Raw genomic sequence first — 15,592 nt, 5'->3', positions numbered from 1 at the left:
CTGGTCCCGTGAACCTCAAGCGCCTCCTCATGTTCGTGCTGCTCGGCGTGCTCGTCGGCGTCGCGATCTTCTGGATGCCGGGGCGCTTCGCCGACTCCTCGTCCGGCAAGGACGGGGGCGGCTCGACCTCGGCGTCCCAGACGGGCTCGCCGGGAGCAGACCCCAGCTCGGACTCGAGCGCCGGGTCCGGGTCCGGCCGGAAGTCGGAGTCGGATCCCGAGCCCGCGACCGAGGCGCTGCCGGAAGCGGCCTCGACGCCGAGCGAGTCGGGCCTGCCCGGCCTCACCGAGAAGCCACGTACGAAGACGGCGGCGCTGATCTCGGAGCCGCTGCCCAAGCAGGCGGTCCGCAAGGGCACGCTCGTGGCCGGCTACCCGGCAGCGCTCGAACCCCCGTCGCGCACCACGGTCGACGTCTCCAGCGTCTCGCCCACCAAGGGCGCGCTCCAGGTCGCGCTGACCGCGAACTGCCGGAAACCCTGCGACGTACTGCGTCACTTCCGGACCCGCCTCGCGCAGCACGGCTTCAAGGAGGTCACGACCACGTCGGTCGAGAACACTCCCGCGATGTCGATGCACCGAGGCGACGAGACGGTGAGCGTCACGGTCACCCACAGCGGCCGCCGCAACGTCGACTTCACCCTCTACTCCGTCCTCCACACGAAGACCTGAGCCGGTGTACCTGTCTCTCAGCGACCGTCCCACCTCGAGTGCCGAGCCGCGGCAGACCGGCGGGCGGGTCTCCCGGACCGTCGTCACCCTCGGCATCGTCAGCCTGCTGACCGACATCTCCTCGGAGTCGGTATCGGCGATCCTGCCTCTCTACCTGACCGCGGTGGTCGGGCTCTCTCCGGTGGCGTACGGGCTCATCGACGGGCTCTACCAGGGCGTCTCCTCGCTGGTCCGGATCGCGGCCGGGTGGGCGGCCGACCGCACCGACCGGCCGCAGCCTGTGGCGCTGGCCGGCTACGCGATGAGCGCGGTCGCGCGGATCGGCCTGATCTTCGCCGGTGGCTTCGGGACGATCTCGGCGGCGATCTCGCTGGACCGGGTCGGCAAGGGCGTACGCACGGCTCCGCGCGACGCGATGATCGCCGCCTCCAGCGACCCGGCGCACCTCGGCCGCAGCTTCGGCGTCCACCGGGCGCTGGACACGATCGGGGCCACGCTCGGGCCGCTGCTGGCGTTCGTGATCCTGTGGCGGATCGCCGACGGCTACGACACCGTGCTGGTCGTCTCGCTCGGCTTCGCGGTGCTCGGGGTGGCGACAATGGCGTGCTTCGTGCCGTTCCGCACCGGCGCCGTCCGCCGGACCGCTCCTCGGCGCAGCGAGCCGCGCCCCAGGGTGCGTTGGCGCACCGTGCTCACGCCCGGTCTCGCGCGGGTGACCGGGGTGTCCGCAGTGCTCGCCCTGCTCACCATCGGTGACGGGTTCGTCTACCTGGCGCTGCTCGAGACCGGCGGCTTCGCGGCGCAGTGGTTCCCGGTCCTCTACGTCGGCACCAACCTCGCCTACCTCGCTCTGGCCGTCCCGCTGGGCCGACTCGCGGACCGGGTCGGGCGAATCAGGGTCCTCGTGCTCGGCCACCTTCCGCTCGCAGCGGCCTACCTGTGCGCCGCGACCGGGTCCGGCGCGCTCTGGACGACGTGCGCCGCGGTGCTCCTCCTCGGCGTCTTCTACGCCGCGACCGACGGCACCCTGGCCGCTGTCGCCGGGCAACTGGTCCCGGAGACCGTACGCGCCAGCGGTATCGCCACCGCCCAGACCGCCGTCGCGCTGGCTCGCCTCGTCGCGGCGACCGGCTTCGGCCTGCTCTGGTACGCCGTCGGCCCCCGGGTCGCGATGCTCGCGGTCTGCGTGGTGCTGCTCGCCGCGATCCCGGCCGGGCTCGCGGTGATGCGCAGGGCGGTGCGATGACGACGTTCTGGGTCAAGCAGCGCACGGCGATCTTCGGTGCGATCGTCGTGCTCGTCACGGCCGGCGTGACGGCGTACGCCCTCTCCGCGATCGCGGAGAACGACCGGCGTACGTCCCGGGCGACCGACGCGACGACGACCTCCCTGACGCAGATCGAGAAGGGGCCCAGGATCCTCTTTCGGCACACCGGACGCGACGCCGACTACGGCCACGTCGGCGCCGTGGCGCTGGCCGACCCCGGCGGCGCCCGAGCGCTCACCGACCTGAGCTGCGACCGGGTCTACGCGCAGGTGCGCTCGGTCTCGTGCCTGACGACCGAGCGGGGCGTGGTGAGCCGCTACCGCGCGACCGACCTGGCGACCTCGGACCCGGGGAAGGCCTGGCGGGAGGTCGACGGGACCGATCTGCCGGGACTGCCCAGCCGCACCCGGATCTCGCCGGACGGGCAGCTGGTCTCCTCGACGGTGTTCGTCAACGGCGACTCCTACATGGTCAGCGGCTTCTCGACACGCACCCTGATCCGCCGGATCGGCGGGGCGAGCTATGGAGACCTGGAGAAGTTCAGCCTGGTCGTCGACGGCCGCAAGGTCTCCCCGGTCGACCGAAACATCTGGGGCATCACCTTCGCCGACGACGACCGCACCTTCTACGCCACCGTCGCCACCGGTGGACGGACCTACCTGGCCCGCGGCGACCTCACCGAACGCTCGCTGACGACCATCGCCGACCACGTCGAGTGCCCGTCGCTCTCCCCCGACGGCACCCGCATCGCGTTCAAGGAGGCCGACAAGGACGGCACCCGGTGGACGCCCGCGGTCCTCGACCTCGACACCGGCCGGCGCACCGTGCTCGCCGGTGAGACCCACAGCATCGACGACCAGATCGAGTGGCTCGACGACGACACCCTCCTCTACGGCCTGGAGCGCGAGGGCGAGCCGGTCAGCGACGTCTGGGCGCTCGACACCACGGCCTCCGCGACCCCGCGCGTGCTCGTCCCAGAGGCGTCCTCGCCCGCGGTTCTACGCTGAATCGGGTACTCCATCCCGGGTCTGTCCCACCCGCCGTCCGCGTCCCGGTTTGCTAGGGGGATGACCCTCGAGAAGACCGGCTCCGAGACTCGGATCGAGCCCAGCGCGGATGTCGACGCCCGCGCCACGATCGGCGCCGGGACCCTCGTGTGGCACCTGGCCCAGGTCCGCGAGCACGCCCGGGTGGGCAGCGAGTGCATCATCGGCCGCGGGGCGTACGTCGGTCCCGGCGTCGTGGTGGGAGACCGCTGCAAGATCCAGAACCATGCGCTGGTCTACGAGCCGGCGGTGCTCGAGGACGGCGCGTTCGTCGGGCCGGCGGTGGTGTTCACCAACGACTACCTCCCCCGCGCCGTCAACCCGGACGGCACCCTCAAGGACGGCAAGGACTGGGAAGCCGTCGGCGTGACCGTACGCACCGGTGCCAGCATCGGCGCCCGGGCCGTCTGTATCGCGCCGGTCACCATCGGCGCATGGGCGATGGTCGCGGCGGGCGCCGTGGTCACCCGCGACGTACCCGACCATGCCCTGGTCGTCGGGGTCCCGGCGCAGCGGATGGGCTGGGTCGGGCACGCGGGCGCGCCGCTGGTCGCCCAGGGAGATGCCTGGCGCTGCCCGAAGACGGGCACGCTCTACGGCCTGCGCGGGACGAGCGAGGACGACGGCCTGGTCGCACTCTGACGAGCTGACCGACCGCGGGTCAGGCGGCGCGCCACTCGGCCTTGTGGGCGATGCTGACCGCCGCGATCTGCGAGGAGACGCCGAGCTTGGCGAGGATCGACTTCACCTGGGTGCGCACCGTCGCCTCGGACACGACCCGGAGCTTGGCGATGTCGCCGACGGTGAAGCCGTCCATCAGGTGCTCGAGCACCTGCGACTCCCGCGGGGAGAGCTGGGCGAGCCGGCGGCGGATCTCGATGACGCCCTGCTCCTGCCCCACCCACGCCCGGATCAGGCGCTCGCGGTCGTCGACGTCGAGCACGCTGTGGCCGTAGTTGAGCTTGCGTACGGTGCCCAGGATCTCCCCGAGCGGCACCGTCTTGGACAGGACCGTACGAGCCCCGACGTGGAGCGCGTGCCCCCAGCGGGTCTCGTCGGTCGAGCCCGTCACCACGACGACGTCGGCCCCCGCCCGGGCGAGCGGGGCGATGAGGCGTACGCCCGAGCCGTGCTGGCCCAGGTCGAGGTCGAGCAGCACGATCCGCGGCTGGGACCGCATGATCAGCGAGGTGAGCCTGGCCTCCGAGGGCGGCTCCTCGGGCAGGTCGACGCGGTGGGCGTCGTAGCCCTCGAAGGTGAGGGCCAGCTCGAGCGACTCGGCGAACAGGGTGTGGTCCTCGACGATGACCACCTTCACCCTCTTACGCGGCGACACCACGGCGACCTCCCCGGGTCGGGGTGTCGTGCTGGTCGGCCCCGTCGCCCGCCCTGCCGTCGGCACAGCCGAGCATCGGGATGCCGAGGACGAAGGTGGTGCGCTCGCTCGCCTCGACCAGCTCGAGGTAGCCGCCCTGGCGTTCCATCAGGTCTCGCGCGGCGTGCAGGCCGATGCCCTGGCCCGTCGACCCTGGTCGGCTGACGCCCCAGGCGAAGATCCGCCGGCGCAGCTCGGGCGCGACCCCCGGCCCGTCGTCGGTGACCGCGATCTCCACCGAGGTGCTCGTCGGCTCGGCGGCACGTACCTCGATCCGGACCGATCCACTCCCGTGGGCGGCAGCGTTGTCGAGGAGCACGTTAAGCGCCTCGGTCAGCTGGTCGGAGTCGCCCAGCGCCAGCATCCGGCTGGGACGCCACACCACGTCGGTGCCCTTCGCCTCGTGGGCGAGCACCATCGTGGCCACCACGGAGTCGAGGTCGATCACCTCGGCCCGCATCTCACCCGCCCGCGCCTCATCGGTCCCCGGCTCCTCGGCCCTCGCGGCATCCTGTTGCCGGCGGACCATCCGCTCGAGCCGCTCCAGCTCGCTCTGCACCATCGCCGTCATCGCGGCCCGCCGGTCGTCACCGATCGCGCCGGGCGAGTTGAGCAGCGTGGTCGCTGCCCGGATCCCGGCCAGCGCTGAGGCGGCCTCGTGCAGCCGGGCACGCTCGTCCCGACCGACTCTTGACATTGACACAGCTCTCCCCTGGTCATCCTCGTCGTGCCACGCCCTCCCAAGACGCAGCCAGGCGGCATGAAACACGCGTGGACCCGAAGGTCCGACATGAACAGCGCCGTACGGCAAAGGGACTTTACTCACTCAACCGGGGGGACGTATCGCCTACCTATTTTTGGTTACCGGCCGTTACCGACTGGTGCCTCAAATTGAGGAATGGCGAGCATCTGGACCCCATATGGAGGGAGTCCCGGGTCCCATACTCGGGTGGCCATCCTCGATCATCCGCCCGTGCCGCCGCAGCCGGAGCCTGCGGACGAGCCCCCCGCGCGCGGATGGCGTCGGGCTCGCAAGCCGCTCATCGGGCTGCTGGTGTGTCTTCTCCTGCTCTGCGCCGCAGCCCTGACCGGGATCCTGTGGCTCCAGGCGAAGGTGGAGGGAAACATCCAGCGGCTGCCCGACACGTTCACCGGCCTGACCGACCGGCCCGCCAAGCCCACCTCCGGGTCGGCCGCCGACGCGATGAACATCCTGGTCCTCGGCACCGACACCCGATCCGACGCACCCACCACCGGAGCAGAGGCGCCCGGCTGGGAGCCGGGCCAGGCACGCTCCGACACCATGCTGCTCGTCCACATCGACGGCGACCGCGACTCCGCCTCGGTGATCTCGATCCCGCGCGACTCCTGGGTCGACATCCCCGGCCACGGCAAGGGCAAGGTCAACTGGGCCTACTCCTTCGGTGGCCCCAACCTCACGGTCGAGACCGTCGAGAAGATGACCGACGTACGCATCGACCACCTCACCGTCATCGACTGGGACGGCTTCAAGGCCCTCACCGATGCGATCGGTGGCGTCGACATCGACATCCCGAAGACCGTCTACGACTCCGCCCGCGACGTCCGCTGGGAGGCCGGCCGCCACCACCTGGACGGCGAGCAGGCTCTCCTCTACGTACGCCAGCGCTACGGCCTCCAGGACGGTGACCTCGACCGCGTCGCCCGCCAGCAGGCCTTCCTGCGCACCCTCCTCAAGCAGACCCTCGAGCAGGAGCTGCGCAAGAACCCCGACCAGGTCCTCGACCTCCTCTCACTCTTCGCGAAGCACGCCTCGGTCGACGACGACTGGTCCACCACCCAGATGGCCAAGCTCGCCGCCTCCCTCCGCAACCTCCGCACCGACGACATCAGCTATCTCACCGTCCCCACCGACGGCACCGGCATGGTCGGCGACCAGTCGGTCGTACGCCTCGACCCCTCCCGCGACCGCGACCTGTGGCGCGCCGTCCGTGAGGATCGGATGGGCGAGTGGGCTGAGGACAACCAGGACCTGCTCACCCCCGACGTCGTCCGCTGACCCGCCGATTCGGCAGGGATTCAGGAGGCGGCCCCGACCTCCGTCACACCCGGGACGAGGCGGTTGGCGGGACGCGGTAGGCCGTAGTGATCCCGGAGGGTCGCCCCGGTGTATTCGGTACGGAACAGGCCTCGCTCCTGGAGGATCGGCACGACCTTCGCGGTGAACGCCTCGATGCCCGAGGGCAGCACGGCAGGCATGATGTTGAACCCGTCAGCGGCACCGTTCTCGAAGTAGTGCTGGATCGTGTCGGCAACCTGGACAGGGGTCCCGGTGAAGGTGCGATGACCACGCCCGCCACCCAGCTTCCCGATCAGCTCACGGACCGTCAGACGATCACGACGAGCCCAGTCGACGACGAGCGTGTAGCGGCTCTTGGCACCCTCGATGGAGTCCTCCGAAGGCAGATCGTCGGGCAGCTCCGCATCCAGGTCCAGCCGCGAAGGATCGACCCGGAGCAGCTGAGCGAGCTGGGCGAGGGCGTACTCCGGAGCGATCAGCCGGTTGAGCTCGGCCTCCAGCTCACGCGCCTCGGCTTCGGTCTCGCCGAGGATCGGGACGATGCCGGGGAGGACCAGTACGTGGTCGGGGTTGCGGCCGGCCGCCACGACCCGGCGCTTGATGTCGGCATAGAACGCCTGGCTCTCGGCCAGCGTCGGCTGGGCGGTGAAGATCGCCTCGGCCCAGCGGGCCGCGAACTCCTTGCCGTCGTCGGAGGAGCCGGCCTGGACGAGCAGCGGGTGACCCTGCGGCGGACGGGCCAGGTTGAGCGGGCCCTCCACCGAGAAGTGAGGCCCCACATGAGAGATCGGCCGGATCCGGTCACCGAGCGCATGCACCCCGGCGTCCTTGTCCGCCACGATCGCGTCGTCGGCCCAGCTGTCCCAGAGCTTGGTCGCCACCTCCAGGAACTCCGAGGCCCGCTCGTAGCGTGTCTTGTGCAGCGGCTGCCCCTCCAGACCGAAGTTGCGCGCCGCGGCGTCCCCGGCGGTGGTAACGATGTTCCACCCGGCCCGTCCGCCGGAGATGTGGTCCACCGAGGCGAGCCGACGGGCGAGATTGAACGGCTCGTTGTACGACGTCGAAGCGGTGGCGATCAGGCCGATGTGCTGCGTGGTGACCGCCAGCGCGGACAGCAGCACGGTCGGCTCGATCCGCCCCGACGGCCGACGTCCCGGCCCGCCGAACAGAGCCGGGGAGTCGGCCAGGAACAGCGAGTCGAACTTGGCCTCCTCCGCCACCCGCGCCAGATGCTGGTGCGCCGAGAGCGAGAGGTTGGCATGCGGGTCCGAGGCAGGCAGCCGCCAGGACGCCTCGTGGTGACCGGTGTCGAGCAGGAACAGGTTGAAGTGGAGCTGTCGGGCACCCATCAGGCCACCTCCTCCTCAGCCGACTCGACCACACCGAGCTCGGCCAGCAGCTGGGCCCGCAGCGACGCGAACCGCGGGTCGCCCGGGCTCCGCTTGGCGCCCAGGTCGATCCGGAGGTCGGAGCCGACGACGCCGTCGACCAGCACGATCACCCGGTCGGCGAGCGCGATCGCCTCGTCGACGTCGTGGGTGACCAGCAGGATCGCGGGGTTGTGGGCGGCGTACAGCTTCTTGAGGAGCCTGTGCATCTTGATCCGGGTCAGCGCGTCCAGGGCGCCGAACGGCTCGTCGGCGAGCAGCAGCTGCGGGTCGCGGACCAACGACCGTGCCAGCGCCGCGCGCTGCTGCTCACCACCGGAGAGCTCGTGCGGCCAGGCCTTGTCGCGGCCCTCGAGGCCGACCTCGGAGAGCGCCTCGAGACCACGGGCTCGGGCGTCGGCACCAGGCAGACCCAGGACGACGTTGTCCAGCACCCGCCGCCACGGCAGCAGCCTGGAGTCCTGGAAGACGACCGAGACCCGCTCGGGCACCTCCACGACACCCGAGCCCGAGACGGCGCGGTCGAGGCCGGCCAGCGCCCGCAGCAGCGTGGACTTACCCGAACCCGAGCGCCCGATCAGCGCTACGAACTCGCCGCGGGCGATGGTGAGGTCGAGCCCGTTGAGCACCCCGCCCGCCTCGGAGAAGCTGCGGCGCAGCCCCTCGACGCGTACGGCGGGTCCTTCGGGTGTCGTCAGTGACTCTCCAGCGTGCGTCGCCATGCCAGTGCCTTCCTCTCGGTGAAGCGGACGATGCCGTCGGCGACCAGGCCCAGCAGGGCGTAGACGACCAGGCCGACGACGATGATCTCGGTCTGGCCGTAGCTGGACGCGAGGGTGATCATGTGGCCGATGCCGCTGGTCGCGTTGACCTGCTCGACGACCACGAGCGCCAGCAGCGCGTTGAGCACCGCGAACCGCAGCCCGAGCAGGAAGCCCGGAGTCGCACCCGGCAGCACGACGTGCCGGACGAACGCGCCGCGCCGCAGACCGACGGTCTCGGCGAGCTCCGCGTAGCGGCTGTCGATGCCACGCAGCCCGTTGTGGGTGTGGATGTAGATCGGGATGAGTACGCCGAGCGCGATCGTGATCACCTTCATCGGCTCCCCGATCCCCAGCCACAGGATCAGCAGCGGCATCAGCGCCAGGCTCGGGATGGCCCGCTTGACCTGCACCGGACCGTCGATCACCGCCTCCCCGACCCGGCTGAGCCCGGAGACCAGCGCCAGCGCCAGCCCGACGCCGACCCCGATCACCAGCCCGAGGGCGGCTCGGTAGGCCGAGGTCGCGAGGGCCTCGGGAAGCCGTCCGTCGGCGATCAGCCGCTGAGCGGTCTCGACGACCACCCACGGCTCGGACAACGTACGCGGATCGAGCACGCCCGTCGCCGAGGCGAGGCACCACAGCCCCAGGAGCAGGATCGGTCCGATCCACAGCGTGCCGGGGACCCGCGGCCCCGGGCCGAGCCGGCGGCGTACGACCCTCTTGTCGGTGGTCTTCTCGGAGACGACGCCGACGACCGGCGCCTCGACTGCCGTGGTGGCCATCACTGACCGCCCTTCACGGCCTCCGCGATGACCTTCTCGTAGCGGCGGTCGTAGAGCTCGGCGACATCCAGCTTCGGATGGTTCTGCTCCTCCGAGAGGATGTCCGCGGTCTCCTGCTGGCGCTCGATGAAGCCGTCCCAGTTCTCCGGGATGACGTTCTGCCCGGAGGTCTCGAAGACCTTCTTGCCGTCCTCGAAGGTCAGCCCCTCGTGATCGACGTAGTAGGCCTGGATCCACTCGTCCGGGTGCTCGTCGACCCACTTCTCGGCCTTGACCCACAGCCCGAGGAAGTCCTTGAACGCGGCCGCCTTGCCGGCGTCCTCGAAGGTCTTCTCCGGCCCGTAGATGAGGGTCGAGTCGTCGCGGATGCCGGTGCGGATCGAGGTGGCACCGTCGCGGCCGTACTTGGCCAGATAGGAGGTCAGCTGCGGCCCGCCGAGCGGGGCGACGTCGACCTGGTTGGAGGCCAGCGCGTTGGAGAAGGTGTCGTCGACGCTCTGGATCTCGACCAGCTCGACATCCTTCTGGGTGAGCCCGGCAGCCCTGAGCGTCTTGAGGACCAGCGCACCCTGGGCCTGGCCGGGCGAGTAGGCGATCTTCTTCCCCTTCAGGTCCTCGACCGTCTCGACCTTCGACTTCGGCGCGATGCCGAGCTCGTAGATGGGGTTGTCGAGCGGGTCCGGGTTCTCGGTGACCGCGACGATCTTGACCGGGGTGTCGGTCCAGGTCGCGAAGAGCGGCGGGATCTCGGCGACGTAGCTCGCATCCAGCGCGTCGGCGCGGAACGCCTCGATGCTCTTCGGGCCACCGGAGATGTTGGCCCACTCGATCTCGTAGCCCTCGACCTCGTCGATCAGGCCGGACGTCTTCAGCGCGACCTCGATCGGCGGGAGCCCGAGGCGCAGGACGGTCCCCTCCGGGACCTGGTCGGGGAGCGCCGCATCGGCGGCGAGCTTGGAGGCACTGGACGCATCGGCGCCGCCGCACGCCGTCAGCCCCAGGAGCAGGGTCGAGAGAACGGCGGCGATGGCGGTCAGGCGCGGTGGGGTGGGGCGGATCATGGCTCTCCTCTGGTTGGTCCGTCCAAACCAGAGTAAGTCACTAGAGTTTAGTCATAAATGCTTGTTCGGATCCTGAGACCGCCGAGACGTCAGGTACGCAGGCCGAGACGTCACGCGCGTCGGCCGAGATGGCGCGCGAGTGCCATCTCGGCCGACCGGAGCGACGTCTCGGCCGACGGGGGCGACGTCTCGGCCGATGGGGGCGACGCCTCGGCGGGTGGGTCAGACGCGGTCGAACCAGTCGGTGAACCCGGAAGGATCGTGACGACCGAGGACCCCGTGCTCGAAGAGCCCCCAGCCCTCGACCCCATCGGCACCCGGACCGCGCGCGACCGCACGCCCGACGTGGTCGATCACCCCGAACGGCACCCGGCCGGCGACGTCGGGCGACTTCATGTCATAGGTCAGGCGCTCGGTGAACCCGGCACCCTTCCAGACCCCGTGGGACCAGTCGGAGTCGCCGCCGTAGCCGCCACCGACATGGATCGGCACCCCCAGCAGCGAGGAGACCTCGAGCACCAGCGGCTCCCCCACCGGAGTCGTGCAGGTGATCGTCGCACCCTCCGGGAGGCGCGTCCCGTCCTGGTAGCGGATCCGGACGTGCGGCCAGCCGAGCTGCTCGACCCGGCCATCGGCGAAGGTACGAGTGCAGTCGTTGAGGGTGCGATGACCGTCCGGCGTCTCCTGGATGATCAGGACGACGGCGAACTCCTCGAACCGCAGCGGCACATACAGCCACCACATCCCCTCGAACGCCGGCTCCGCGGGCCTACCCGTCGGCACCCCCTCCCCGGAGGGACGGATCCCCCAGGAGCGGTCGCGAGTGCCGACCCAGCGATCGCGGTCGACGGCAATCGACTCGCCGTCGACCTCGATCACCCCCTCCCAGGTCCCGACCTGCGCGAACCGCTGCGCGTCGAGCACTGTCCCCGCACCTTGGCGCATCACGTGCGGCTGCTCCTGGACCACCTCGAACGAGCCCTCCCACCGCAGGTCCAGGGCGATCCCGTGGGTCTCCTCCATCACCAGCCGGAGCTTCCGCAGCGGCTCCACGACCTCGATCCGGTACGCCCCGACCCGCTGCTCCAGCCGGTCGCCGCCCCGCGGATCGGCGCCGTCGCCCAGGTGCACCGCGGTCTGCTCGTCGCCACGGCGGAGCAGGACGTACGCGTCCTTGGTGCCGAGGTTGGGACAGAACCCCATCCCGGAGATGAGGAAGAGGTCGCCGGTGCGGTCGTGGGCGTTGAGGTAGCAGCGGTCGTAGAAGTTGCGGTCACTGCTGCCCGCCCAGGCCACCGGGCGCGGAAGCTGGTGGATCGGATATTCATCGAGTGGGCCGACGCCGACATACTCCTCATGAGCCCCGCTCATGCCCCGACCTCGTCCAGCATCGCCGCGAACATCGCCCGGTGGTAGAGCACCGACTCCGGATCCTCGGGTGCCTCGATCTCACCGAAGTGGATCTGGCGCGCCGCGATCCGCAGGTAGATGATCCCCCACATGACCGCCGCGTGGACCTCGTGCCAGGTCAGGTCGCCGAGCTCGACACCGCTCGCCGCGGCATAGGTCCTCCGGACCTCGTCGGCGGTGAGGAAGCCCGGCATCCCGGGCAGCCCCAGCATCGAGGCCAGGTCCTCGAAGATGCGGTGGGCGAAGATCATCCAGGTCACGTCCATCTCGCGGGGCCCGAGACTGACCATCTCCCAGTCGAGGACCGCCACCGGCGCGAAGTCGCGGTAGATGATGTTGCCGATCCGCGCGTCGCCCCAGGACAGGACGGGCTCGCCGCCATCTTCGGAGAGGCCAGTGTCGGGAAGGTGAGCCTCGAGCCAGGCCAGACCTCGCTCGACCAGCGGCGAGCGGCCGCCCCATTCCTCCGCGGTGGAGGCGAAGGCGTACCAGGCCCGGGTCTTGGCGAGGTTGCGGGCGATCAGCGTCTCGCCGGGATGACCGGCCGCGGCGGGATCGAGGAAGGCGAACTGCGAGGCGGCCTCGGGGATCGAGTGGAGCCCGGCGAGCACCTCGACGGAACGCCTCTGCAGCGCCGCACGGTCCGAGGGCGAGGCCTCGAAGAGCCAGCTGTCGCCGAAGTTGTAGGGCATCACGTCCGGCGGGACGACCCCCTCGACCCGCTCCATCAGGAAGAACGGCGTCCCCAGGACCGAGCCGCTCATCTCGGCGAGGCCGACCTCCGGGACCGGCACCGGAGACAGCGAGCCGGCGAGGCGCATCGCGTCGTACTGCGCCTGCAGGTCATAGGTCGCGAAGACCGGGATGTCCTCGGGGCGGGGCGCAACCCGCAGAACGTACGCCTTCGTCTGCCTCTCTCCGTCGACCGTCGAGGTGACGTCGAGCAGGACGGTCTCGCTGGAGAGCCCGTTGGCATCGATGCCCCCGATGATGGCGACCTCGGGATGAGCACCGGGCGGTAGCGCCGTGGCCAGCCACTGCTCCAGCCTCGCGCCGATCGCCGCAGGGTCGCGGCCCGATCGCTGGAAGGTCATCTCGGGCGGCGGGGGCGCCTGGGTCACGTGCTCCTCCTGGTGGCGTGTGAGTCAGGTCACACACCACCAGGTTGGTGGAACACGTTCTAGTTTGTCAACCGGTCAGAACCGGATCTTCGATGGCGTCTCGGTGGGCGCGGCCTTGGTGACGAACGCCTTCCGCTTCGCGGCGAACCCGAAGCGGTCGTCGAAGATGTCGCGAGCCATCTCGGCCAGCTCGATGCTCTGGTAGTAGGACATCGGCATCGCAGAGGCGCGGCGGGCCTCGCGGGCCGCCAGGGCCGGGACGTACGCCTCGGGCTCGGCGACGCTCTGCGCCAGGTTGCGCAGCCAACCGTCGAACTCCGCCGCGTCGCGCGGACCGAGATCGCTGACCATGTCGATCCGCGCCGCCTCGGCCGCCGAGATCGGCAGCTTCGCGCCGAGGAGCTCGTCGGCCTTCTCCGCGCCGACCCGGCTCGGCAGGCCCCAGGTGTGCAGCTCGGAGCCGAAGATGCCCATGTCGTAGTAGGGGTTCAGCACCACACCGGCGCGCGCGACCGTGATGTCGGCACAGAGGCCGGCCATCACCCCGCCGGCTCCGGCATTGGCCGTGAACGCGGCGATGGTCAGCTGCTCGGCCTCGGCGATCGCCAGGCAGAGCTCGTCGATGGCGCGGATGTTGTCCCAGGCCTCGGCCGCCGGGTCCGGCGCCGCCTCGATCACGCCGAGGTGGATGCCGTTGGAGAAGGCGTGCTCGGTGCCGCGTACGACCAGGACCCTGGTGTCCTCGATGAGCGCCTTGCGGACGGCATCGGTCATCCGGCGGCACTGCTGGGTGTACATCGCGCCGCTGTAGGAGCGGAGGGTGAGATAGCCGACGTCGCCGTCGCGCTCGTAGGTCGTCTCGGCCAGCGCATCCGGCATCCGCCGGTAGGGCGCGTGCCCGGCGTCGAGCACCCAGGCGGCCGGGAGCTTGGGGCCGCGCTTCTTCTCGAGCGTGGCGGCGTAGCCGACCCACAGGGTGCCCTCGCCGGTGGCGATCGCGACCGCGTCGGTGTCGACCCCGACCACGGTGCCCGGCTCCACGTCGCCATGGTCCTCAGGCGTCGTGGCGGCGTCGAAGAGGCAGTACGCCTTCCCGTCGACGGTCGCCGGCGCACCCGGGGCACCGTCGGCCGCCGCGATCCGCCGGGCGATCTCGGTGGCCGGCGCTGACCAGTCGATCTCGAAGGCCGTGCGACGCAGCAGCGGCAGCTCGCCGGTGCCCTCGACCTCAGCAGCCCACTCCTCGGCAGGCTTCGGAGCCTCTCCAGCGGCGACCATCCGGAGGACCTCCGCGACGCAGTCCATCGCTGCATCGGCGACCGGGCCGTTGTAGAGCGCGCTCTTCGCGATCGGGACCTCGGGCATCGCGAAGGTCTTGGTCGCCCAGATCGGGCCGGCGTCCATCTCCTCGACGGCGGACAGCGCCGTCACGCCCCAACGCGAACGCCCGTCGAGCGTGGCATGGTCGAGCGAGGACGGGCCCCGGTCACCGACCGGGCCCGGGTGGATCACCACCGTTGGATAACGACCCCAGACCGCCTCCGGCACTCGGTGCTTGAGGAACGGGCACAGGATCAGCTCGGGGTCGATCGCCTCGACGGCCGCCACCAGGGACGAGTCGTCATGAACGGGTGCGAGCACGACGCCGACGTCGTGGCCACCCTCTTTCAGATCGCACCAGACCCGCTGGGTCAGGCCGTTGAACGCGGAGACGAGCAGCAGAATGCGCATGTGGGGGAAGTGTCCTTACTCGTAGGCAACCCGAATAGACCTGTATCCCCCGAGGGGTATTTATCCCCCGAGGGGTGTCACTGTATCGGGCGCCTCCGACCAGGTGCACCTCGGGTGTCCAGGAGAGGGACGGAAGACCTGGTGAGCACCGGGCCGGTCGCCCCGGTCTCATGCCGGGCACCGGGCCGTCGCCTTGCCGAAGCCTGCAAAGATGGGTCTCGTTCACGAGGGGGGACAATGACAACAGTCGACGACAACCCGATCAACGGGTTGGTCGATCTCGTCGAGGCGAGCAGCGACGAGATGGCGCGCGATCTGGCCAGGTTCCGGATGCGCTACAAGTTCGCGATCGACGAGGTCTCGACAAAGATCGCGATCCTGCGCGAGGAGTTCGAGCACACCCACGATCACAGTCCGATCGAGCACGTACGCACCCGGCTCAAGACGCCCGACAGCCTCCTCGCCAAGGCCCGCAAGATCGGCTGCCCGCTCACCCTCGAGGCGCTCGAGCAGCAGATCCGCGACATCGCCGGGATCAGGGTCGTGTGCCCGTTCGTCTCCGACGTCTACTGGATCATGGAGATGCTGGGCAGCCAGTCCGATGTCGACGTCGTCGAGGTCGAGGACTACATCGCCGACCCGAAGGCCAACGGCTACCGCAGCCTCCACCTGATCATCAAGGTGCCGGTCTACCTCTCCGACCGGGCCGTCGACGTGCCGGTAGAGCTGCAGATCCGCACGATCGCGATGGACTTCTGGGCCAGCGTCGAGCACTCGATCTACTACAAGTACGACGGCACCGTCCCCACGACCCTGCGCGACGAGCTCGGCGCCGCCGCCCGCACCGCGGCCGACCTCGACGCCACCATGGCCCGGCTACGCAGCGAGGTCCACGGCCCGGTTCGCTGAACCGAGCC

15 protein-coding genes are annotated in these 15,592 nt (G+C 70.3%); 6 read left to right on the top strand and 9 right to left on the bottom strand.

What is annotated here, in order from left to right; all coding sequences use genetic code 11:
• Positions 1-8 precede the first annotated feature (8 nt).
• From ABTX24_RS26830 to ABTX24_RS26815, 4 genes are read left to right on the top strand one after another with little or no spacing between them, the layout of a single operon-like run.
• Positions 9-671, top strand: a complete 663-nt coding sequence (locus tag ABTX24_RS26830) for a hypothetical protein (RefSeq protein ID WP_350844004.1) — start codon at positions 9-11, stop codon at positions 669-671.
• Between the two features lie 4 nt (positions 672-675).
• A complete protein-coding gene (locus tag ABTX24_RS26825) occupies positions 676-1,917 on the top strand; it encodes an MFS transporter (protein WP_350844002.1) in 1,242 nt (413 codons plus the stop codon).
• Positions 1,914-2,945, top strand: coding sequence for a TolB-like translocation protein (locus ABTX24_RS26820; RefSeq protein WP_350844000.1), 1,032 nt, complete (start codon positions 1,914-1,916; stop codon positions 2,943-2,945). Before ABTX24_RS26825 ends, ABTX24_RS26820 begins: the two co-directional genes overlap by 4 nt.
• Before the next feature lie 60 nt (positions 2,946-3,005).
• Positions 3,006-3,626, top strand: coding sequence for an acyltransferase (locus ABTX24_RS26815; protein ID WP_350843998.1), 621 nt, complete (start codon positions 3,006-3,008; stop codon positions 3,624-3,626).
• Between the two features lie 19 nt (positions 3,627-3,645).
• Here the strand turns inward: ABTX24_RS26815 and ABTX24_RS26810 are convergent, their stop codons facing one another.
• Both ABTX24_RS26810 and ABTX24_RS26805 read right to left on the bottom strand, forming a co-directional pair.
• Entirely contained in the window at positions 3,646-4,320 is a 675-nt protein-coding gene (locus ABTX24_RS26810) for a LuxR C-terminal-related transcriptional regulator (protein WP_350843996.1), read from the bottom strand.
• The gene (locus tag ABTX24_RS26805; protein WP_350843994.1) at positions 4,307-5,056 is read right to left on the bottom strand and encodes a sensor histidine kinase; all 750 of its coding nucleotides are present in this window, start codon (positions 5,054-5,056) and stop codon (positions 4,307-4,309) included. The genes ABTX24_RS26810 and ABTX24_RS26805 overlap by 14 nt, the downstream gene beginning before the upstream one ends.
• A 252-nt stretch (positions 5,057-5,308) precedes the next feature.
• On the opposite strand from ABTX24_RS26805, the gene ABTX24_RS26800 reads away from it, so the two are divergent.
• Entirely contained in the window at positions 5,309-6,397 is a 1,089-nt protein-coding gene (locus ABTX24_RS26800; RefSeq protein WP_350719897.1) for an LCP family protein, read from the top strand.
• A gap of 20 nt (positions 6,398-6,417) precedes the next feature.
• On the opposite strand, the gene ABTX24_RS26795 is transcribed toward ABTX24_RS26800, so the two are convergent.
• The 7 genes from ABTX24_RS26795 to ABTX24_RS26765 all read right to left on the bottom strand — a co-directional run bounded on the left by ABTX24_RS26795 (position 6,418) and on the right by ABTX24_RS26765 (position 14,675).
• Positions 6,418-7,767, bottom strand: coding sequence for an LLM class flavin-dependent oxidoreductase (locus tag ABTX24_RS26795; RefSeq protein ID WP_350843992.1), 1,350 nt, complete (start codon positions 7,765-7,767; stop codon positions 6,418-6,420).
• Complete coding sequence (locus tag ABTX24_RS26790; RefSeq protein WP_350843990.1) at positions 7,767-8,528, bottom strand: ABC transporter ATP-binding protein; 762 nt, start codon at positions 8,526-8,528, stop codon at positions 7,767-7,769. Before ABTX24_RS26790 ends, ABTX24_RS26795 begins: the two co-directional genes overlap by 1 nt.
• Positions 8,501-9,352 (bottom strand): ABC transporter permease, encoded by an 852-nt coding sequence (locus ABTX24_RS26785; RefSeq protein ID WP_350843988.1) that lies wholly within the window; start codon positions 9,350-9,352, stop codon positions 8,501-8,503. Before ABTX24_RS26785 ends, ABTX24_RS26790 begins: the two co-directional genes overlap by 28 nt.
• Positions 9,352-10,413, bottom strand: coding sequence for an ABC transporter substrate-binding protein (locus tag ABTX24_RS26780; RefSeq protein ID WP_160025095.1), 1,062 nt, complete (start codon positions 10,411-10,413; stop codon positions 9,352-9,354). The genes ABTX24_RS26785 and ABTX24_RS26780 overlap by 1 nt, the downstream gene beginning before the upstream one ends.
• A 222-nt stretch (positions 10,414-10,635) precedes the next feature.
• Positions 10,636-11,784: an Rv3169 family protein gene (locus tag ABTX24_RS26775; protein WP_350843986.1), complete on the bottom strand. Its 1,149-nt coding sequence runs from the start codon at positions 11,782-11,784 to the stop codon at positions 10,636-10,638.
• Positions 11,781-12,944, bottom strand: coding sequence for a phosphotransferase family protein (locus ABTX24_RS26770; RefSeq protein ID WP_350843984.1), 1,164 nt, complete (start codon positions 12,942-12,944; stop codon positions 11,781-11,783). The genes ABTX24_RS26775 and ABTX24_RS26770 overlap by 4 nt, the downstream gene beginning before the upstream one ends.
• A gap of 75 nt (positions 12,945-13,019) precedes the next feature.
• A complete protein-coding gene (locus ABTX24_RS26765) occupies positions 13,020-14,675 on the bottom strand; it encodes an enoyl-CoA hydratase-related protein (protein WP_350843982.1) in 1,656 nt (551 codons plus the stop codon).
• 237 nt (positions 14,676-14,912) lie between these two features.
• Here ABTX24_RS26765 and ABTX24_RS26760 point away from each other — a divergent pair, with 237 nt between their 5' ends.
• Positions 14,913-15,584, top strand: coding sequence for a GTP pyrophosphokinase (locus ABTX24_RS26760; protein ID WP_160025099.1), 672 nt, complete (start codon positions 14,913-14,915; stop codon positions 15,582-15,584).
• Positions 15,585-15,592: the final 8 nt, after the last annotated feature.

It is taken from the genome of Nocardioides sp. NPDC127514 (assembly GCF_040302125.1).
Lineage (GTDB): Bacteria > Actinomycetota > Actinomycetes > Propionibacteriales > Nocardioidaceae > Nocardioides.
Note: the sequence above shows the minus strand (reverse complement) of the source record. Positions and strands in the feature narration are given on the sequence as shown.